Annotated in this window: 19 protein-coding genes, 1 other RNA gene and 1 pseudogene; 6 read left to right on the plus strand and 15 right to left on the minus strand. The window is 65.4% G+C overall.

The window, feature by feature from the left end:
• Nucleotides 1-3: 3 nt before the first annotated feature.
• The 7 genes from QTH91_RS14330 to dnaX form a co-directional block, all read right to left on the minus strand.
• A complete protein-coding gene (locus QTH91_RS14330; RefSeq protein ID WP_390368808.1) occupies nt 4-834 on the minus strand; it encodes an ABC transporter permease in 831 nt (276 codons plus the stop codon).
• 1 nt (nt 835) lies between these two features.
• Entirely contained in the window at nt 836-1,651 is an 816-nt protein-coding gene (locus QTH91_RS14335) for an ABC transporter ATP-binding protein (protein WP_286660785.1), read from the minus strand.
• Nucleotides 1,652-1,734: 83 nt separating this feature from the next.
• A complete protein-coding gene (locus QTH91_RS14340) occupies nt 1,735-2,769 on the minus strand; it encodes an ABC transporter substrate-binding protein (RefSeq protein WP_286660786.1) in 1,035 nt (344 codons plus the stop codon).
• 177 nt (nt 2,770-2,946) lie between these two features.
• Nucleotides 2,947-3,339 carry an MAPEG family protein gene (locus QTH91_RS14345; protein ID WP_286660787.1) on the minus strand — a complete coding sequence of 131 codons (393 nt, stop codon included), beginning with the start codon at nt 3,337-3,339 and terminating at the stop codon, nt 2,947-2,949.
• A gap of 28 nt (nt 3,340-3,367) precedes the next feature.
• The gene (gene recR / locus QTH91_RS14350) at nt 3,368-3,958 is read right to left on the minus strand and encodes a recombination mediator RecR (protein WP_286660788.1); all 591 of its coding nucleotides are present in this window, start codon (nt 3,956-3,958) and stop codon (nt 3,368-3,370) included.
• 40 nt (nt 3,959-3,998) lie between these two features.
• On the minus strand, nt 3,999-4,331 hold the full coding sequence (locus tag QTH91_RS14355; protein WP_286660789.1) for a YbaB/EbfC family nucleoid-associated protein: 333 nt from the start codon (nt 4,329-4,331) through the stop codon (nt 3,999-4,001).
• 62 nt (nt 4,332-4,393) lie between these two features.
• A complete protein-coding gene (gene dnaX / locus QTH91_RS14360) occupies nt 4,394-6,436 on the minus strand; it encodes a DNA polymerase III subunit gamma/tau (protein WP_286660790.1) in 2,043 nt (680 codons plus the stop codon).
• 81 nt (nt 6,437-6,517) lie between these two features.
• On the opposite strand from dnaX, the gene ffs reads away from it, so the two are divergent.
• Nucleotides 6,518-6,614, plus strand: an RNA gene (ffs, locus tag QTH91_RS14365) — signal recognition particle sRNA small type.
• Nucleotides 6,615-6,647: 33 nt separating this feature from the next.
• On the opposite strand, the pseudogene QTH91_RS14370 reads toward ffs, so the two are convergent.
• Nucleotides 6,648-7,889: pseudogene (locus QTH91_RS14370) on the minus strand (TIGR03862 family flavoprotein); the annotation flags it as partial.
• 180 nt (nt 7,890-8,069) lie between these two features.
• Between QTH91_RS14370 and trxA the strand changes: the two are divergent.
• Together trxA and rho are read left to right on the plus strand one after the other, a co-directional pair.
• Nucleotides 8,070-8,402 carry a thioredoxin TrxA gene (gene trxA / locus QTH91_RS14375; RefSeq protein WP_286660791.1) on the plus strand — a complete coding sequence of 111 codons (333 nt, stop codon included), beginning with the start codon at nt 8,070-8,072 and terminating at the stop codon, nt 8,400-8,402.
• Between the two features lie 198 nt (nt 8,403-8,600).
• The gene (gene rho / locus QTH91_RS14380; RefSeq protein WP_286660792.1) at nt 8,601-9,866 is read left to right on the plus strand and encodes a transcription termination factor Rho; all 1,266 of its coding nucleotides are present in this window, start codon (nt 8,601-8,603) and stop codon (nt 9,864-9,866) included.
• Nucleotides 9,867-9,980: 114 nt separating this feature from the next.
• Here the strand turns inward: rho and QTH91_RS14385 are convergent, their stop codons facing one another.
• Nucleotides 9,981-11,063, minus strand: a complete 1,083-nt coding sequence (locus tag QTH91_RS14385) for an oxidoreductase (protein WP_286660793.1) — start codon at nt 11,061-11,063, stop codon at nt 9,981-9,983.
• Between the two features lie 145 nt (nt 11,064-11,208).
• Between QTH91_RS14385 and QTH91_RS14390 the strand changes: the two genes are divergently transcribed.
• The 3 genes from QTH91_RS14390 (at nt 11,209) to QTH91_RS14400 (ending at nt 14,697) form a co-directional block, all read left to right on the plus strand.
• Nucleotides 11,209-11,463, plus strand: coding sequence for a type B 50S ribosomal protein L31 (locus QTH91_RS14390; protein ID WP_286660794.1), 255 nt, complete (start codon nt 11,209-11,211; stop codon nt 11,461-11,463).
• Nucleotides 11,464-11,539: 76 nt separating this feature from the next.
• On the plus strand, nt 11,540-13,309 hold the full coding sequence (locus QTH91_RS14395; protein WP_286660795.1) for a glycosyltransferase family protein: 1,770 nt from the start codon (nt 11,540-11,542) through the stop codon (nt 13,307-13,309).
• Nucleotides 13,306-14,697, plus strand: a complete 1,392-nt coding sequence (locus QTH91_RS14400) for an MATE family efflux transporter (RefSeq protein ID WP_286660796.1) — start codon at nt 13,306-13,308, stop codon at nt 14,695-14,697. Before QTH91_RS14395 ends, QTH91_RS14400 begins: the two co-directional genes overlap by 4 nt.
• Here QTH91_RS14400 and phoR read toward each other — a convergent pair.
• The 6 genes from phoR to pstC all read right to left on the minus strand — a co-directional run bounded on the left by phoR (nt 14,694) and on the right by pstC (nt 20,287).
• Nucleotides 14,694-16,034 carry a phosphate regulon sensor histidine kinase PhoR gene (gene phoR / locus QTH91_RS14405; protein ID WP_286660797.1) on the minus strand — a complete coding sequence of 447 codons (1,341 nt, stop codon included), beginning with the start codon at nt 16,032-16,034 and terminating at the stop codon, nt 14,694-14,696. The genes QTH91_RS14400 and phoR overlap by 4 nt on opposite strands.
• A 118-nt stretch (nt 16,035-16,152) precedes the next feature.
• Nucleotides 16,153-16,845, minus strand: a complete 693-nt coding sequence (gene phoB, locus QTH91_RS14410) for a phosphate regulon transcriptional regulator PhoB (protein WP_286660798.1) — start codon at nt 16,843-16,845, stop codon at nt 16,153-16,155.
• Nucleotides 16,842-17,543 (minus strand): phosphate signaling complex protein PhoU, encoded by a 702-nt coding sequence (gene phoU / locus QTH91_RS14415; protein WP_286660799.1) that lies wholly within the window; start codon nt 17,541-17,543, stop codon nt 16,842-16,844. Before phoU ends, phoB begins: the two co-directional genes overlap by 4 nt.
• Nucleotides 17,544-17,571: 28 nt before the next feature.
• Nucleotides 17,572-18,351 (minus strand): phosphate ABC transporter ATP-binding protein PstB, encoded by a 780-nt coding sequence (gene pstB, locus QTH91_RS14420; protein WP_286660800.1) that lies wholly within the window; start codon nt 18,349-18,351, stop codon nt 17,572-17,574.
• An 11-nt stretch (nt 18,352-18,362) separates the two neighbouring features.
• Complete coding sequence (gene pstA / locus QTH91_RS14425) at nt 18,363-19,256, minus strand: phosphate ABC transporter permease PstA (protein WP_286660801.1); 894 nt, start codon at nt 19,254-19,256, stop codon at nt 18,363-18,365.
• Nucleotides 19,253-20,287, minus strand: a complete 1,035-nt coding sequence (gene pstC, locus QTH91_RS14430) for a phosphate ABC transporter permease PstC (protein WP_390368820.1) — start codon at nt 20,285-20,287, stop codon at nt 19,253-19,255. Before pstC ends, pstA begins: the two co-directional genes overlap by 4 nt.
• Nucleotides 20,288-20,294: the final 7 nt, after the last annotated feature.

Raw genomic sequence — 20,294 nt, forward strand, 5'->3', positions numbered from 1 at the left:
GGCCTACAGTTTTTCCGTCTCGCCGGCCCTGGGCTGCCAAGTCATGAGGCGCCGTTCGATCATGCCGACCACGGCATCGAGCACCAGCGCAAATGCCGTCAGCACGAGGATGCCGGCAAAGACGGTGTTCACGTCGAACGTGCCTTCTGCCTGCAGGATCAGATAGCCCACGCCCCGCGCTGACCCCAGATACTCGCCTACCACGGCGCCGACGAAAGCCAGGCCCACCGAGGTGTGAAGGCTCGAAAACACCCAACTCGTTGCGCTGGGCAGGTAGACGGTGCGCAACAGCTGCCTCTGGTTCGCGCCGAGCATCTTGGCATTGGCCAGCACGACGGGGCTGACCTCGCGCACGCCTTGATAGACGTTGAAGAAGACGATGAAGAACACCAGCGTCACGGCCAGTGCCACCTTGCTCCAGATGCCCAGGCCGAACCACAGGCCGAAGATGGGCGCCAGGATCACGCGCGGCATGGAATTGGCGGCCTTGATGTAGGGATCGAGAATCAGGCTGGCGACCGGCGACAAGGCCAGCCACAGGCCGAACGCCATGCCAAGTACGGTACCCAGTCCGAAGGCCAGCAGCGTCTCGAGCAGGGTCACGCCAAGGTGAACATAGATGTCGGCATTGCCCGCGAGGCCTTCGGCGAAGAGCGCGTTCGGCCCGAAGCCAAACGGCATGAACCAACTCCAGATGCGCCCGAAAACCTGGACGGGTTGCCCGAAGAAAAAGGCCACGTTCGAATTGCGCGAAGCCAGGTGCCACGCCAAGAGCAGCACGATGAGCAGCGCGAGTTGCCAGTAGCGGGCATTGCGTTCGTTGGGCTTGATCATCTCAGGCAGCCTTCTGCAACTGCTGGGCGTAGCCCTTGAGCACTTCGTCGCGCAACACGCCCCAGATCTGCGCATGGAGTTCCACGAAGCGCGGCTGCGTGCGTACCTCGGCCACGTCGCGCGGACGAGGCAGGTCGATCACGAACTCTCCGATGGGCCTGGTCGCCGGCCCCGCCGACAGCACCACCACCCTGTCGCTCATGGCGATGGCTTCGTCGAGGTCGTGCGTGATGAACAGCACCGCCTTGCGCTTGGCGGCCCACAGATCGAGCACCTCGTTCTCCATTAGTTGCCGCGTCTGGATATCCAGTGCACTGAAGGGCTCGTCCATCAGGATGATGTCGGGATCGAGTGCCAGCACCTGGGCCAGCGCCGTACGCTTGCGCATGCCACCCGAAAGCTGGTGCGGATAGCGGTCGCCGAAGCCGCCCAGGCCCACCCGCTGCAGCCATTGGTTGGCCTGCTCCAAAGCCTGGGCCTTGGGCATACCGCGGTACTGCAAACCGACCGCCACGTTGTCCACCGCACGGCGCCAGGGCATGAGCGCCTCGGTCTGGAACATGTAGCCCGCCCGGGTGTTGATGCCTTGCAGCGGCTGGCCGAATACCTTCACGGACCCGGCCGAAGGCGCCAGGAGCCCCGCTCCCACGTTCAGCAGCGTGGACTTGCCGCAACCGGTCGGCCCGACGACCGAGACGAACTCACCGGCAGACACACGCAGGGTGGTGTCAGCGACGGCGGTGTATCGCTGGGAATGGTCATCCTTCGACCGGAAGGTGCACTGGATGTCGATCAGTTCGAGCGCGTATTCGGACATTCGGTAAGAGACTGCGACAGAACGGGGAAAGAAAACGCCCGGCACGATCGGCCGGGCGTGTCCGATGGCGCCAAGGCCGAGCTTCAGGCCTTGAAGCGTTCCTTGGCGCGCTGGGCGAATTCGTTGGTGTAGGTGCGCGAGAGGTCGATCTTGTCGGCCTTGACGTCGGCGCTGAAGCTCGACAGCGCGTTCAGCGCGGTCTTGGGGCCCGAAGTGGGAATCAGCCCGTCGGTGGCGATCGCCTCGCGGATCTTGTCGAACGACGCCAGGTAGAGCGCGCGATCGCCAAGCAGATACGTTTCGGGCACCGTCTTGATGATGTCGCCGGGTCCGGCCGTCTGCAGCCACTTGAGGCCGTGCACGATGGCATTGGCCAGCGCCTGGCAGGTGTTCGGGTTCTTGTCGACGAAGTCCTGCGTGGTGTACAGGCATGCAGCCGGCATCACGCCGCCGAAGACCTCTTGCGTGCCCTTGAGCGTGCGCGTGTCGCTGATGATCTTCACGTCGCCCTTTTGCTCGAGCATCGTCATGACCGGATCGGTGTTGCTGATGGCATCCACCTGGCCCGAGCGCAGCGCCGTCAGCGCACCGGCGGCCACGCCCACGCCGACGTAGCTCACTTCGTTGGCCTTGACGCCACCGCGCGAGAGCACCAGGTTGGCCACCATGTTGGTGGAAGAACCGGGCGCCGACACGCCGATCTTCTTGCCCCGCAGGTCGGACAGGTCCTTGTAGCTGGGCAGGTTCTTGGTCGACACACCCATCGCGATCTGGGGCGCACGCCCTTGCAGAACGATCGAGCGCAGAAACTGGTTCTTGGCCTGCAGGTTGATCGTGTGCTCGTAGGCGCCCGAACACACATCAGCCGATCCGCCGATCAGTGCCTGCAACGCGCGCGAGCCACCTGCGAAGTCCGATATCTCGACCTCGAGTCCCTCGGCCTTGAAGTAGCCCAGTTGCTCGGTGATGGTCAACGGCAGATAGTAGAACGCCGCCTTGCCACCCACGGAGATCGACACCTTGGTCTTCTCCGGCTTGGCCTGAGCGTAGACGAGGGGTGCACCCACCCAGGCCGCCGCCACTGCGGTCGCTGAGAGAAGAGTACGGCGAGTCAACATGATGGTCCCGTGGTCGTGTAGTGAAGAGCTTTGCGAGGCAGCTTAGGTGCCACCTTGCGCCGCAGCATCGGGAACATCCCCCAGCGGGTTTCCACGTAAGCACGAAGGCCACGTGGCCGACCCTGGAGGTCAGCAGTCTTGATGAGGATGGGGCGCCTTCCGAGGCGCCTGCGCCACCTATTTGCCGATGAAGAAGATGGCGGCGTTGGCCAGCATCGCCAGTCCCCAGACCAGGCTTCTTACCGTTGCAGCCCCGGCGCCATAGATCGCAACGTACACCACACGCAGCGCCACATAGGCCATCGCATACAGGTCGAGCGTCGACTGCGAATAGCCGAGTTGGTGGGCAATGATGACGGCGGCCATGAACATCGGCAGCGTCTCGAAGCCATTGGCCGCTGCGGCCATCAGCCTCGAACGCCAGCCCGACTGCCGCGTCGACCATTCCCGCGGCGCCTGGTTGTCCCTCGGGCCGTAGCTGCCTGCCTTGGCGACGAAGGTCGTGAGATAGGGCAGCACGCCCGCGACGATGACGCACCAGTAGGCCGTGGTCAGCGATTGAATGTTCATGGGCTCTTTGGAGGTCTTGGAGTTGACGTCAGCGGCGGTCGACCAGGGCATGCGCGATGGTGCCCAGGTCCACGTATTCGAGCTCGCTGCCTGCGGGCACGCCGCGCGCCAGTCGGGTCACCGTCAGGCCGCGTTGACGCAGCGCTTCGCCGATGACGTGCGCCGTCGCCTCGCCCTCGGCGGTGAAATTGGTGGCGAGGATGACTTCGCTCACCTGCCCGTCCAGCGCGCGCTCGAAGAGCCGCGACACCCCGAGTTCACGTGGGCCGATCCCATCGAGCGGGCTCAGCTTGCCCATGAGCACGAAGTAGTAGCCGCGAAACGCGCCGGTGCGCTCCAGCGCCGCCTGGTCGGCCGGCGTCTCGACCACGCAAAGCTTGGTCGCGTCGCGCCGCGCGTCCAGGCAAAGACCGCAGACCGGCGCCTCGGTGAAGGTGTTGCAGCGCTCGCAATGACGCACCGTCGATGTGGCCTGCTCCAGAGCCCGCGAGAGCAGCTTGGCACCGTCGCGGTCGTGCTGGAGAAGGTGGTACGCCATGCGAGACGCGGACTTGACGCCCACGCCAGGCAGGCGTCGCAACGCCTCGACCAGTCCGTCGAGCGAATTCGAATCTGACATGCGATGGGCGGTGACTGCGTGTGGCCGGCGAGTGCCGCGATCAGAAAGGCAGCTTCATCCCCGGGGGCAGGCCCGGCATGCCGGCGGTGAGCTTGCCCATCTTCTGCTCGCTCGTCTCTTCGGCCTTGCGCACGGCTGCGTTGAACGCGGCGGCCACCAGGTCTTCGAGCATGTCCTTGTCGTCGGCCAGCAGGCTCGGATCGATCGATACGCGCTTGACGTCGTGCTTGCAGGTCATCACCACCTTGACGAGGCCGGCGCCCGACTCGCCCTCGACTTCGATGGTCGCCAGTTCTTCCTGGGCCTTCTTGATGTTGTCCTGCATGGCCTGGGCCTGCTTCATGAGGCCGGCGAGTTGTCCTTTGTTGAACATGTGTGGTCCTGAGATGGATGGGTTGAGTGAAAAGCAGAGATCGGCGGTAACGGCGCGTGCGGCTACAGCGGCCGGAGGCTGCCAGGCACGATGCGGGCGTCGAACTCGCGCATCATGCGTTGGACCAGCGGGTCGTTGCGGATCGCGTCCTCGGCGGCGCGTTGGCGAGCCTCGGCAGCGGCCTTGTTGCGCCGCGCCGGACTGTCGCTGACGGCGCCCACCTCGATCGCGATTTTCACCGAATGACCGATGGCGGCGAGCGCCGCGTGCAGCTTGTCCCGACTGCCAGCCTGGCCGAGCGATTCGCGCTCGACGCGCAGCAGCCACTGATCGTCGTCGCGGCCGACCAGTTGCGACTGCAGCGCCAGTTCTCGCGCCAGGGCGGTGATGCGCTCTTCCGCCACCAGGCGGGTGACCGTGGCAAACCAGAAATCGCCCTCTTCCGTCGGCACGACCTGCGTGGGCGGCTGCTCGTCCCCGGACGGACGAGGCAGATCGCGCGCACCCGCGGCGCCCTGCACACGCAGCGGAACCGCATGCACGGGGTGCTGAGCCGGCCTTGCCGCAGGGCCTCCGGGCGATCTCGGCGCGGAACGCGGATCGGGCCGCTCGACCACGGGCAATTGCTGGCCCGGCGGAAGCGCCTGGTCCTCCCAGGGAGGAACCTCGTCCTGCATCAGCACGACACCGTCGTCTTCCGGCGGTGCGAATTCCCGCTCGGCCAGCGAGGTTTCAGCGGATCGGGCGCTGGTTTCGGCTGGCCGCATTGTCCGAGCGGCGGATTCGACGGAGCGCTCGGGCTCGCGGCCCGGTACGCCATGATCGACCGGGCTGGCCGGCGGCTCGACAACGGGCGGCGGCGATTCGGGCGGTGCCACGACGTTCGGCGCCATCTGACCCCGCGCCTGCGGCGGCATCGCGACTGGCGCCGCCGCCGGCGCGGACGGCGCCACGGGACTATTCAGAGTTTTTTTTTCAGCCAGTCGCTGCGCTTGCGACGCCGAGCGGAACGCCAGTGGCCGCAGCAGCACCATGGTCATGGCCGCGTATTCGTCGGGGGCCAGGCCGAGTTCCCCACGCCCGTGGATGCACAGGCTGTAGAGAAGCTGCGTGTCTTCCGGTGCCATGGCCTCGGCCAGGCGGGCGGTTTCGAGCGCATCGGGATCGTCGGAATCCTGCAGGCCGGCCCGCTCGGGCACCGCCTGCAGCACGGCCATGGCCTGCAGCACCGAAATCATTTCCTCCAGCGTCGAGCCGGCGGACAGGCCGTCGCGACGCAGCCCTTCCGATATCTCGACCACGGTGCGGCCATCGCCTTGCGCCAACGCATCGAGCAAACGGAACACATGGCCGCGATCGACGCTGCCCAGCATCTGGCGCACGCCGGTTTCCGTCAGCTCGCCATTGCAGTAGGCGATGGCCTGATCGGTGAGAGACAGGGCATCGCGCATCGAGCCGCGCGCCGCCCGCGCCAGCAGGCGCAGCGAAGCCGGCTCGGCGGGAACCGTCTCGTTGGCCAGCACGCGCGTCAGGTGTTCGAGCACCGTCTCGGGCGCCATGGGCCGCAAGTTGAACTGCAGGCAGCGCGAAAGGACCGTGACGGGCACCTTCTGCGGATCGGTCGTGGCGAGGACGAACTTCAGGTATTCGGGCGGCTCTTCCAGCGTCTTGAGCATCGCGTTGAACGCGGTGTTCGTGAGCATGTGAACTTCGTCGATCATGAAGACCTTGAAGCGCCCCTGCACTGGCTTGTAGACGGCCTGTTCCAGCAGTCCCTGCACCTCTTCGACGCCACGGTTGGACGCGGCGTCGAGCTCCACGTAGTCCACGAATCGTCCCGAATCGATGTCCAGGCAGGCCTGGCACACGCCGCATGGCGTGGCGGTGATGCCGCCGTTGCCGTCCGGCCCCTGGCAGTTGAGCGACTTGGCAAGAATGCGCGACACGGTCGTCTTGCCCACGCCGCGCGTGCCGGTGAACATGTAGGCATGGTGCAGTCGCTGCGTGCCCAGGGCATTGGCGAGCGCCTGCACCACGTGCTCCTGGCCGACCATCTCGCTGAAGGTTCGGGGACGGTATTTGCGGGCGAGCACAAGGTAAGACATCGGAGCGCATTCTAGAGAGAAGCGTCAGGGCATCTCGCTCGCGATCAGAACAGCACCCCGTCGTCGCCTACAATCGAGCGTGACGGGCCTCCCCGCATGGTGAAGTGGCCAACCGGGTCAGGTGGGGAACCAAGCAGCCCTAACTGCGTAGTCAGTGCCGGGGGTAAGGCTCGTCACCCTTTTCTTGATTGCTCGCCTCACGCTGGGCCGCCCAAGCCAGCGTACCGCGAGCGGCCACCACGCCGCTCGCCATGCTGGCGGTGAGCAGATAGCCGCCGGTCGGCGCTTCCCAATCGAGCATTTCCCCCGCACAGAAAACGCCAGGGTCGATGCGCGCCATCAGGCCATCATCCAAGGCCTCGAGTCGAACGCCGCCCGCACTGCTGATGGCTTCGTCGATCGGACGCGGCGCCACGAGTCGCAAGGGCAGCGATTTGATGGTTGCGGCAAGCTTTTCGGCATCGTGCATGCCTTCCTTGTCCAACACCTCGTGCAAAACGGCGCGCTTGATGCCGTCCAGCCCCAGCCTGGACTGCAGATGGCTGCCGATCGAGCGCGACCCGCGCGGATGCAGCACCTGCTCGCGCACCTGCTGCACGCTTCTGTCGGGCAGCAGGTCAACACGCACCTCGGCGCTGCCATGAGTCGCGATCTCGTCGCGCAGCAGCGCGCTCGCAGCGTAGATCAGGCTGCCCTCGATGCCTGTGGCCGTGGCGACGAACTCACCCTTGCGGCGCGAAAAGACGTTGCCCCGCGAATCGCTGGCCTCGATGGCCACCGACTTGAAGGGTTGCCCGGCAAAGCGTTCGGCAAAAAGTGGCGTCCAGTGCACGTCGAACCCGCAATTGGCGGGTTGCAAAAGGGCAGTCTCGACGCCCCTGGCTTGCAGCCACGGCACCCATGCGCCGTCTGAACCGAGCCTGGCCCAGCTCGCACCGCCCAGGGCCAGGATGACGGCATCGGCCTGCACTTTCACCGGGCCGGCGGGTGTGGAAAAGCACAACGCCCTCGCCTCGCTGCCGGCCGCGCGATCCATTTCCCCGGTCCAGCGATGGCGCATGTGGAACTGCACCCCTGCAGAACGAAGCCTGTGCATCCATGCGCGAAGGAGCGGCGCGGCTTTCATGTCGATGGGAAAGACGCGCCCCGAAGTTCCAACGAAGGTCTGGATGCCAAGGCCGTGCGCCCAGTCGCGCAACTGCTCGGGCGTCAGCACCTCGAGCCAGTCCGCCACCTGCTTGCTTCGCGCTCCGAAGCGTTCGACGAAACGCGGCATCGGCTCCGAATGCGTGAGGTTGAGCCCCCCTCGCCCGGCCAGCAGGAACTTTCGCCCGACCGAGGCCATGGCATCGTAGACGTGGACGGTGGCGCCGGCCTCGGCCAGCGTCTGGGCAGCCATCAGGCCGGCCGGGCCGCCGCCGATGACGGCGACCTGGAAAGTAGAAGAACTCACGGGAAATCGATGCGCTCGGCGCCCCGCCCGGACCGGCGGCGAGGCGCCACAAGTCCTTGGCTATCTCGGCGATAGCCAGCCGGCAAGGCACGTCGGCACTTGGTTTCTGTCACAATGACCTGCACTGTATCGCGGCTCATTCACACCCCGCCGCGAAGCACAGCGCAAGAGGAAAAAACCATGGCCAGTGACCTGATCAAGAACATCTCCGATTCTTCCTTCGAAGCCGACGTCCTAAAGTCCGACAAGCCCGTGCTGGTCGACTACTGGGCCGAATGGTGCGGCCCCTGCAAGATGATCGCCCCGATCCTCGACGAGGTCTCCACCTCGTACGAAGGCAAGCTGCAGGTCGCCAAGCTCAACGTCGACGAGAACCGCGACATTCCGGCCAAGTTCGGCATCCGCGGCATCCCCACGCTCATGCTCTTCAAGAACGGCCAGCTGGCCGCGACCAAGGTGGGCGCCATGAGCAAGGCGCAGCTCACCGCATTCATCGATCAGCAACTGGCTTGAGCACCAATGATGCCGGCGCGCAACGCGCCGGCATCGCGTGCACGACATCCGTTGCCACGCATGCTTTTTTTGCTGTCATAATCAGCCCAGATCGCCGGCCCGCCCGGTTCGAATTCATCGGTTTGAGAGGCTCCTCTCGCCTCTTGCTCAAACCTCCCCCCGTTTATCGTCAGACTGCCCCATGCAAGGGGTCACTCCATGCACTTAAACGAACTCAAGGCACTTCACGTGTCTGAAGTCCTCAAGCAGGCCGAGTCTCTGGAGATCGAAAACGTCGGCCGCATGCGCAAGCAAGAGCTGATGTTCGCCATCATCAAGAAGCGCGCAAAAGCCGGCGAACAGGTGTTTGCCGACGGCGTGCTCGAAATCCTGCCCGACGGCTTCGGTTTCCTGCGTAGCCCCGACACCAGCTTCACCGCCAGCACGGACGACATCTACATCAGCCCCAGCCAAGTGCGCCGGTTCAACCTGCACACGGGCGACATGATCGAAGGCGAAGTCCGCATCCCCAAGGATGGCGAACGCTACTTCGCGCTGACCAAGCTCGACTCGGTCAACGGCGGCCCGCCGGAGCAGAACAAGCACAAGGTGATGTTCGAGAACCTGACGCCGCTGTTCCCGAAGCAGCAGATGCGTCTGGAGCGCGACAACTTCAAGGGCGACGAGAACATCACGGGCCGGATCATCGACATCATCGCCCCCATCGGCAAGGGGCAGCGCGCCCTGCTGGTGGCACCGCCCAAGAGCGGCAAGACGGTGATGATGCAGCACATCGCACACGCCATCAGCGCCAACTATCCCGAGGTGCACATGATGGTGCTGCTGGTGGACGAGCGGCCTGAAGAAGTGACCGAGATGCAGCGCACCGTCAAGGGCGAGGTCATCGCCTCCACCTTCGACGAGCCCGCAGCCCGCCACGTGCACGTCGCCGAAATGGTGATCGAGCGCGCCAAACGCCTGGTCGAACTCAAAAAGGACGTGGTGATCCTCTTGGACTCCATCACGCGTCTGGCCCGCGCCTACAACAACGTCGTGCCATCGTCGGGCAAGGTGCTCACCGGCGGCGTCGACGCCAACGCGCTGCAGCGCCCCAAGCGATTCCTGGGCGCGGCCCGCAATGTCGAGGAAGGCGGCTCGCTCACGATCATCGGCACCGCACTGATCGACACCGGAAGCCGAATGGACGAAGTGATCTTCGAGGAGTTCAAGGGCACCGGAAACTCCGAAATCCACCTCGACCGCCGCCTCTACGAAAAGCGTGTCTTCCCTTCGATCCAGCTCAACCGCAGCGGCACCCGGCGCGAAGAGTTGCTGCTGCCGCCCGAGATCCTGCAAAAGACCCGCATTCTTCGTCAGCTCATGTACAACATGGACGAAATCGAATCGATGGAGCTCATGCTCAAGAACATGAAGGCGACGAAGAACAACATGGAGTTCTTCGACATGATGCGCCGCGGGGGCTGAGGCTCGCCTCCTTCAGCGGTCATCCGACTTCATGCAAGCGCCCGCCTCCAGGGTTTCCTGGGCGGGCGCTTTGCATTGGTGCGGCGCCTCACGCTGACGCGCGGGCCATTGCATTCAGGATGTGGGCAGCGCCCTGCCTTCGATCGCACTGCGCCGCCCCAGGTCGAGAAGCTCCATGAGCTGCACCGCCTCATCGGCACTGACCGGCGGCGCCCCGCGGCCCAGAATGGCATCGCGCATCATGGCGTAGTAGCGCGAGTAGTCGCCGGCGAGGTTGGGCACTTCGACCGTCGATGTGCCGGCGGCGGCATCCGGCGCGACGAGGTGCCCCGCAAGCGGGTCGATCCCCCAGCCTTCGCTGCCCGGAAGCGCGCCGGCGCGCAAGGCGTCTTCCTGCGGATCGACGCCTTCCTTGACATAGCTGCCATGCGTTCCGTGCAACAGGTAGCGCGGCGCCGGATGGGCTGCCAGCGTGGTCGCGTGCAGCACGACGCGCAAAGGCGAGTGCGCACCCCGCTCGTAGCGGAGCACCGCGTGAAAATAATCCTCGACTTCAGCGCTGTCGCGCAGGATCGCGCTGTCCAACTGCAGCGTGTCTGGCACGCCGAACAGTTGCAGCGCCTGATCGAGCAGGTGCGCGCCCAGGTCGACCCAGAGGCCAGCGCCCGGCACGTTCTGCTCCCGCCAGCGAATGCGTACCTCCGAGCGGTATCGGTCGAAGTGCGACTCGAAGTAGACCGGGCGGCCCACTCGCCTTTGGGCCAGCAGTTCGCGCAACGTGAGGAAATCGGCGTCGAAGCGTCGGTTCTGATAAACGCTGACGATCTTGCCCGACCGCTCTGCGAGCGCCACCAATTGCCTGGCCTCGCCTGCATCCAGCGTGAAGGGCTTGTCGACAACCACGTGCCGGCCCGCCTCCAGGGCTGCGCGGGCGATTGGAAAGTGGGCAGCGTTGGGCGTGGCGACCACCACCAGTTGCACTTCCGGGTGAGCGGCGAGCGCCGCGCCCAAGTCCGGGCTTACGGGGACGTCCGGCCAGTCGGCCGCCACCTTGTCGGGCTGGCTGCTGACCACCACAGCCAGGCGCAGCCCCGGCACACAGGCCAGGACCCGCGCGTGAAAGACCTGGCCGGCAAACCCATACCCCACCAGGGCCACCGCGACGTTTTCTGCCTGAGCGGCATCTTGGATCGACATATTTACCCCCTACCCGCAAGTATGCGATAATCGAGGGCTTGTTCGCGAAAAGTGCAGCCGCAGGGCAAAGTCCAAACATCCTTCGATGATTGGCCGCCCAACTTCCGCAGCGCGTTGTGGCTCTCGCATCGACCCAGGAAAGACCATGAAAGAAGGCATCCACCCCAATTACCGCGAAGTTCTGTTCGTCGACCTGTCGAACGGCTTCAAGTTCGTTACCCGTTCCTGCGTGAACACCAAGGAAATGGGTAAGACCGACGACGGCCGCGAGTTGCCGCTCTACAAGCTCGACACCTCGAGCGAGTCACACCCCTTCTACACCGGCACGCAGAAGTCGGTGGACAACATGGGCGGTCGCGTCGAGAAGTTCCGCAACCGCTTCGGCAAGGTCGCCCGCTAAGGCGCCAGGCTTTCAGACAAGGGCAGCCCGGGTTTCCGCGCTGCCCTTTTTCATTTCGGGACACCGTTCGGAACCAGTGAACCAACCGACCCCCGCCATCGTCGCTCAGGAAGCCGTACGCCGCCTGCCGCGGCTTGCCCTGATCCTGCTGTGCGCCGCCTATCTCCTGCCGGGCCTGGTGGGTCGCGGTCCCTGGAAAGCGGCGGACATCACCGCATTCGGGTACATGCTCGAGTTGGCGCGTGGACCTGGCGGCATCGCGCAATGGCTGGATCCGCAGATGATGGGCTTGCGGCCCGACACCCTGGCCCTCATTCCCTACTGGGTCGGGGCCTGGGCCATCCAGATCGCACCACCCTGGATCACGGCCGATCTGGCGGTCCGCATCGTCTTCGCGCTCTTTCTTTGGGGAGCCTTCACCGGCACGTGGTACGCGGTGTACTACTGGGCGCGCACCCCTCAGGCGCAGCCCGTGGCCTTTGCCTTCGGTGGGGAGGCCCGGCCCAAGGACTACGCCCGAGCCATCGCCGACGGCGGCCTGATGGCCATGATCGCCAGCCTTGGCCTGGCACAACTCGGCCACGAAACCACGCCGGCGCTGGCCCAGCTGTTCTTCTTGGCCTGCACCTTCTACGGCATGGCCGCCCTGCCCTATGGGCGGGTATCGGCCAAGGTCGCCCTGGTCGTGGGCATGGTCGGCATGGCGCTCAGCGGCGCACCGACGGTCACGGTGGTCCTGGGCGCAGGCTGCACGCTCATCGCCGCGGCGGAATGGCTTCGGGTCCGGTCCCGGCAAGTCGACGACGAGCCCGGGACGAGCTTCGACACCACCTACGGTGACGAGCCGCCCGCGCAATACACGCTGCCCGCCATCGGGTTGATCGCGCTCGCCACCATGGCAGCCGGTGCGCTCGCTTATGCGCTCGATCTCTTCCAGTGGCGCATCGCCTTGCCTGGCAGCACGGTGGGCGACACCGTGGTCGACGATCTGGAGTCGCTCGCCCGCTTGCTGATCTGGTTCACCTGGCCGGCATGGCCGCTGGGTCTGTGGACGCTGTGGCGCTGGCGTCGCCAGCTGCGGGCGCGCCATGTCGCCATGCCGCTTTGGTTCGCGCTGGTTCCGCTGGCCGCGACCTGCACCACGGACTTTGCGCAGCGGTCCCTGCTGTTGGGCCTGCCTGCCATGGCCACGCTGGCCGCTTTTGCACTGCCCACCTTCCGCCGAAGCGCGGCCGCGCTGATCGACTGGTTCACGCTGCTCTTCTTCAGCGGCTTTGCCATCGGGATCTGGGTCATCTACATCTCGATGCAGACGGGTTTCCCGGCCAAACCGGCCGCCAACGTGGCCAAGCTTGCGCCCGGGTTCGTGCCGGAGTATTCGACCGTGGCGCTGGTCTCTGCCATCGCGGCGACCATCGCTTGGGCCTGGCTGGTGCGCTGGCGCACCGGCCGCCACCCCAAGGCTCTGTGGAAGACACTCGTCCTGCCCGCCGGTGGCACCGCCCTGTGCTGGACGCTGGTCATGACGTTGTGGCTGCCCCCGCTGGACTACGCGCGCAGCTACGTCCCGCAGGTCGACGCCGTGAAGAAACTGGTCGGCACGACGGAATGCATTGCCGAACTGGGGCTCGAACGCACGCACATCGCGGCCATGCGCTATCACGGCGACTACCAGCTCCAGCACCTGAAGGCCGACACCAAATGCCGGTGGCTGCTCGTCAATCCGGAGGTCATCGGCGGCTTGCACGACATCATCGACCTGCACCAGTGGCGGCTGATCCGAACGTTACGGCGTCCGACCGCGCGCACCGACGACTTGCTGCTCTACCAGCGCCTCACGCCGTGATTCGTGTCAGAGGTGCCGCCGGCGAAAGCGGCTACATCGCCCGACACGCCGGCACCGTTCTCGTCGGCCAGCTGGCAGTGATGGCCTTCAGCGTCATCGACACCATCGTCGCGGGCCGCTTCGATGAAAGCGCGCTGGCTGCCCTGTCGGTGGCCTCGGCCATCTTCATCAGTGTCTACGTCGCCCTGATGGGAGTCTTGCAGGCGCTGCTGCCCATCTGGGCCGAGCTGCATGGCGCCGGCAAGCCGCAGGAGATCGGCAGGTCGGTGCGTCAATCGCTCTACCTGTGCGCCATTGCGACCGTACTGGGCATGGCGCTGCTGCTGAATCCCGGCCTATTGCTGCAGTGGACCGGCGTGCCCGATGCCATGCGGCACCAGGTTGAGGGCTACCTGGCCGTGCTGGCTCTCGCGCTGCCGGCCACCCTGCTCTATCGCCTCTTTTCCACGCTGTGCCAGAGTCTGGGTCGGCCGCGCGTCGTCACCGTCCTGCAAGTGCTGGCACTGCCGCTCAAGCTGGTGTTGTCGATCTGGTTCGCCTTCGGTGGCGCCGGTCTTCCCGCCATGGGGCTCATCGGCTGCGGCTGGGCGTCGCTGGTGGTCAACTGGGCGCTGCTCGCCGGCGCAATCTGGCTGCTGCGGCACGAGGCCGGTTTCCTCGCGCTCAATATCTGGCAACGCATGGAAGGGCCGGACTGGCACCAGCTTGCGAAGTTTGCGCACCTGGGCGTGCCGGCCGGCATCGCCGTGCTGGTCGAAATCACTTCGTTCACGCTGATGGCCCTGTTCATCGCGCGCCTGGGCACGGCAGCGGCGGGCGCGCACCAGATCGCCGCCAACCTGACGGCCGTGTGCTACATGGTGCCCCTGTCGCTGGCCATCGCCACCAGCGCTCGGGTGAGCTGGTGGCTGGGCGGTGGCGATCCGCAAGCGGCGCGCCGCGCCTGCCGTACCGGCTTCCTCATGACGCTGGGCGCAGCTGCGGTCGCGGCACTGTGCCTGTTCCTGTTTCGCACGCAGCTTCCACGCGTGTACTCGGACAACGCCGAGGTCACCGCGCTGGCCGCCGTCCTGATCGGAGCGACGGCTGCGTTTCATTTCGCGGATGCGATCCAGGCCCTGTGCGTGTTCGTGCTGCGCAGCTACCGCGTCACGCTGTCGCCGCTGCTCATCTATTGCACGATGTTGTGGGGCGTCGGCCTCGCCGGCGGCTATGGCCTGGCTTATCGTGGGCTGGGGGCTTGGCCAGCCATGCAGTCCCCGCTGGCGTTCTGGCTCATGGGCGCGTCGGCGCTCGGGCTGGCGGCCATCATGCTCGCCTGGCTGCTTCGCCGCGCAGTGCGCCAATCCGTCCGCCTTTCGACGGCCTCCCGATCAGCCAGCGCCTAGGCGCGCAGCCCAACCACGGGAAGCGCGCGCACACGCGATTTCGGCAGGATCAGCGCGAATCGCGATCCCTTGCCCAGGGTGCTTTCCACCCTCAGTTCGCCGCCATGCCGTTGGGCAATGTGCTTCACGATGGCCAGGCCCAGCCCCGTGCCGCCCGTCTCGCGCGAGCGGCTGCGGTCGACGCGGTAGAAGCGCTCGGTCAACCTCGGGATGTGCTCGGCAGCAATGCCGGGACCCGAATCGCGGACCGAGAACTCGCCGCGACCATCCGCAAGGATGCGCCAGATGACGGACACCTCGCCCTGCGCCGGCGTGTAGCGCACCGCGTTGGTCACCAGGTTGGACATGGCGCTTTGCAGTTCCACGGGCGCACCGGAAAGTTCGCTGTCGGCTTCCTGCGAGAAAGTCAGGCGATGACCCTGCGCATGCAGCTGGCGCGAAAGCCCTCTGGCCTCTTCTTCGCAATGCGCCAGCAACGCCCGGGCAGACGTCCACTGGTTGCCCGGTGGTGGCGCATTGCCCTCCAGGCGCGACAGCGTCAGCAAGTCGTTCACCAGCGTCTGCATCCGCTGCGCTTGCTGGGACATCAGGCGCAGGTAGCGCGCCCGCTCCTCGGCGTCGAGCGGCAGGTTCTGCAGCGTCTCGACGAAGCCCATCAACACGGTCAGCGGCGTGCGGATCTCGTGCGAGACGTTGGCAACGAAGTCGCGCCGCATCGTCTCCGCCTGCTCGAGCGCCGTGATGTCGCGGGTCAGCAGCATCCGCCGGTTGCCCGCATAAGGATGGATCTGCACCGACAAGCGCACCGGATTGTCCACGCGGCCCTGTCGCATCGCCGGTGCATCAATGACGACGTCGCGGCTGTAGTTCCAGGATGCCAGGTACGCCACGAAGGCCGGGTCGCGCACCAGGTTCGACAGGTGCGCGAGCACGTCACGCTCGGGATCCACGCCCAGTTGCTGGGCGGCCGTCTGGTTGCACCATTCGATGCGCCCCTGTTCGTCGATGAGCACGACGCCATTGGGAGACGCCTGGATCGCGGCCAGGAACTCCTGCAGACGGTCTTGGGCATCGCGGATCTTCAGGTCGCGCTCTCGCAGCAGCTTGCGGATGCGCTCAGCCATCTCTCCCCAAACACCGCTGCCTCGCGACGGCAGGGCCGAGGGGTTCCTGCGCAGGGCACTCAGCAGCCGCGTGGCGACCAGCGCGTCGAGCATCAGCCACAGCAGGGCACCGGTCCACGCGCCGAACCAGATCGCCCGTACGCCGAACAGGCCGAACCCGATGCCGGCGCCGAGCAAGGAGACGATGAGAAAGGTGCTGATGCGAAAAGGCATTGCGCGGATTATCCGCATCGATGTCGGCGTCCACGGGCGCCACGGGATCGGATGCGCTGCCAGCGCAGCGCGCTAAAGGATTGGCGAGGCGCAGCTTGGCGCCCTCGATGCGCAGGGCTCAGACCGTGGCCTGCGCCGTCAGCCGATAGCCTGCGCCGCGCACCGTCTCGAGCATGGCCGCCGCCGATCCCAGGGATTCGCGCAGCCGCTTGACGTGCACGTCGACCGTGCGTTCCTCGATGTAGACGTGGTCGCCCCACACCTTGTCGAGCAGTTGCGAACGGCTGTGCACCCGCTCGGCGTGCCGCATCAGGTATGAAAGCAGCTTGAACTCGGTGGGGCCGACCTTGAGCGGCGCGCCCTGCCAGGTGACGCGATGGGTGGCCGAATCGAGCACCAACTCGCCCAACTCCACGCGCTCCATCGTCGTCTCGGGCGCGCGGCGGCGCAGGACGGCGCGAATGCGCGCCAGCATTTCCTGCGTCGAGAAAGGCTTGGTGATGTAGTCATCGGCGCCGGCATCCAGGCCTGCGACCTTGTCCGGCTCGTCACCACGGGCGGTGAGCATGACGATCGGCACGGCCTTGGTGCGGCTGTCCTTGCGCCACTGCCGTGCCAGCGTCAGACCGCTCTGGCCGGGCAGCATCCAGTCCAGCAGGATCAGGTCAGGGACGGCGGTGTCGATCTCGCGCTGCGCCGATTCGCCATCTTCCGACCACAGCGGATCGAACCCGTTGTGGCGCAGGTTGACCGCGATCAGTTCAGCGATGGAGGATTCGTCCTCGACGATCAATACGCGTGGCTTCTTCATTGCACTGCCGATTCGACTTCCGAGACCGAAGTGTGCCGCACATCGGCGCCCTTGACGATGTAGATGATGAATTCGGCAATGTTCTTGGCGTGATCGCCGATGCGCTCGATGGCCTTGGCCAGGAACAGCAGATCCAGGCTGGCCGAGATGGTGCGCGGGTCTTCCATCATGTAGGTCACCAGCTTGCGCACGAAGCCGTCGAACTCGTTGTCGATCAGGTCGTCGTCTTTCAGGATCGAGACGGCCGCCTGCACGTCGAGCCGGGCAAACGCGTCCAGCGCCTTGCGCAGAAGGCTCGCCGCCAGATCGGCCGCCACGCGCAGCTCGTTGGAGGGCAACTGGCGTGCCGAGCCGCTCTGGATGATCGACTTGACCATTCGCGCCATCTTGTTGGCCTCGTCGCCGACGCGTTCGAGGTTGGCGGTGGTCTTGGAGATGGCGATCAACAGCCGCAGATCGCGCGCGGTCGGCTGGCGGCGGGCGATGATCGACGACAGCTCGCGGTCGATCTCGATCTCGAGCATGTTCACCTGCTGCTCGACCTCGATGACGCGGTCGGCCGTCTCGGCGTCGAACTGAGCCAGTGAATAGATGGCCTGGTGGATCTGCGACTCCACCATGCCGCCGAGCTCCATGACGCGCGACGAGACGGTGTTGAGTTCGCTGTCGAACTGGCTGGACAGGTGCTTATCGGACATATGTGTACCTTCGCGTTCTGGTTGCCGATCAGCCGAAGCGACCGGTGATGTAGTCCTCGGTCTCCTTGCGCTTGGGCTTGAAGAACATCTGCTCGGTGTCTCCGAACTCGATCAGGTCACCGAGGTACATGTAGGCCGTGTAGTCGCTGCAGCGGGCGGCTTGCTGCATGTTGTGCGTAACGATGACGACCGTGTATTCGCTCTTCAGCTCCGCAATCAGTTCCTCGATCTTTGCCGTCGAGATCGGGTCCAGCGCCGAGCAGGGTTCGTCGAGCAGCAACACCTCCGGCTTGATGGCAATGCCGCGCGCGATGCACAGGCGTTGCTGCTGTCCGCCCGACAGGCCCGAGCCGCTTTGCTGCAGCTTGTCGCGCACTTCGGTCCACAACGCCGCCTTGCGCAGCGCCCACTCGACGCGGTCGTCCATGTCCGACTGACTCAGGTCTTCGAACAGGCGCACGCCGAACGCGATGTTGTCGTAGATCGACATCGGGAAAGGCGTGGGCTTCTGGAAGACCATGCCCACCTTGGCGCGGATCAGGGCGACGTCCTGCTTGGAGGTCAGCAGGTTCTCGCCATCGAGTTCGATCGTTCCTTCGGCGCGCTGCTCGGGGTAAAGCTCGAACATGCGGTTGAAGGTACGCAACAGGGTCGACTTGCCGCAGCCCGAGGGGCCGATGAAGGCGGTGACCTTGTTCTCGGGAATCTCGAGGTTGATGCCCTTGAGGGCGTGGTACTTGCCGTAGTAGAAGTTGAGGTCACGCACCGAGATCTTGGCGCGCTCCTGGATGGCAGCAGTAGCAGTCATGTTGTTGTGAATCAGTTCTTGGCGCGCGTCAGCACCCGCGCAATGATGTTCAGGGCGAGCACGGCGATGGTGATCAGGAACACGCCGGCCCAGGCCAGGTGTTGCCAGTTCTCGTACGGGCTCATTGCAAACTTGAAGATGGTCACCGGCAGGCTCGCCATCGGCTGCGTCACGTCGGCCGTCCAGAACTGGTTGTTCAGGGCCGTGAACAGCAGCGGAGCCGTCTCGCCGGCAATGCGGGCGACCGCCAGCAGCACGCCGGTCACCACACCCGCACGCGCCGCGCGCAGCGTGATCGACGTGATCACCTTCCACTTGGGCGTGCCCAGCGCATAGGCCGCTTCACGCAGGCCCGGCGGCACGAGTTGCAGCATGTTCTCCGTGGTACGAATGACCACCGGAATCACGATCAGCGCCAGCGACACCGCACCCGCGATGGCCGAGAAGCTCTTGAACTTGGCCACGATGATCGCGTAGACGAATAGCCCGATGACGATCGACGGGGCCGACAGCAGGATGTCGTTGACGAAGCGCGTGATCTTCGAAAGCAGGCCAGATGGGTTGTATTCGGCCAGATAGATGCCGGCCAGGATGCCGATCGGCGTACCGACGAAAGTCGCCATCAGGACCATGACCAGCGAGCCGAAGATGGCGTTGGCGATGCCGCCCACCTCGTTCGGCGGTGGCGTCATCTCGGTAAAGGCGGCCAGCGACAGCCCACTGGCACCCAGGCGCAGGGTCTCCCAGAGGATCCAGATCAGCCAGAACACGCCGAAGGCCATGGCGGCCAGCGACAGCGTCAGTGCAATGGTGTTGACGCGCTTGCGCGACGCAAACTTCACTTGGCGCCGTTCGGCCAGATCGCGCGCGGCCAACAGCTTGGTTGCGGTACCGGGGGTGCTCATGACTTGGTCCCTTCGCTCTTCTTCATGCGCATCAGAAGCAGCTTGGACAGGCTCAGCACCACGAAAGTGATGAAGAACAGCACCAGCCCCAGATACATCAGCGCGGCCTGGTGAAGGCCAGCGCCCGCTTCGGCAAATTCATTGGCCAGTGCCGACGTGATGCTGTTGGCGGCCTGGAACAGCGACAGCGAATCCAGCTGGTTCATGTTGCCGATCACGAAGGTGACGGCCATGGTCTCGCCCAGAGCGCGTCCCAGCCCGAGCATGATGCCGCCGATGACGCCAGCCTTGGTATAGGGCAGCACCACCTTCGAGACCACCTCCCAGGTTGTGGAGCCCAGGCCGTAGGCCGACTCCTTGAGCAAGGCCGGCGTGACCTCGAACACGTCGCGCATCACCGAGGCGATGAACGGGATGATCATGATCGCCAGGATGATCCCGGCCGAAAGAATGCCGATGCCCACCGGCGGGCCCGCCACCAAGGCGCCCAGGTATGGCACACCGTCGAGCAGCTTCTGCAGCGGCTGCTGCACCCATGTCGAAAGGATGGGCCCGAACACCAGCAGGCCCCACATGCCGTAGACGATCGACGGAACGGCCGCCAGCAACTCGATGGCCGTGCCCAGCGGGCGCTTGAGCCACGAGGGCGAGAGTTCAGTCAGGAACAAGGCGATGCCGAAGCTCACCGGCACGGCGATCACCAGCGCGATGAGCGAAGTGGCCAGCGTGCCGTAGATCATCACCAGGCCACCGTACTCGTCCTGCACCGGATCCCACACCGTGCTGGTGAGAAAGCCCAGGCCGTACTTCTGGATGGCCGGCCAGGCACCGACGATCAGCGAGATGAGGATGCCAACCAGCAGGGCCAGCGTCAGCCAGGCAGCGCCGCGCGCGGCCCAGGCGAACAGGCGATCGGCCAGCGACCCCGAACGCGAGCGCTTGGCCGGTGGCGGGTTGGCGGATGTGGCACGGGCACGGTCGACGCCAAGGTCGATCGTGCCCGCGGGCGTTGTGGGAAAGGTGGATGACACGGTGGAC

The organism is Variovorax dokdonensis, assembly GCF_030316895.1.
In the GTDB taxonomy this organism is placed as follows: domain Bacteria; phylum Pseudomonadota; class Gammaproteobacteria; order Burkholderiales; family Burkholderiaceae_C; genus Variovorax; species Variovorax dokdonensis.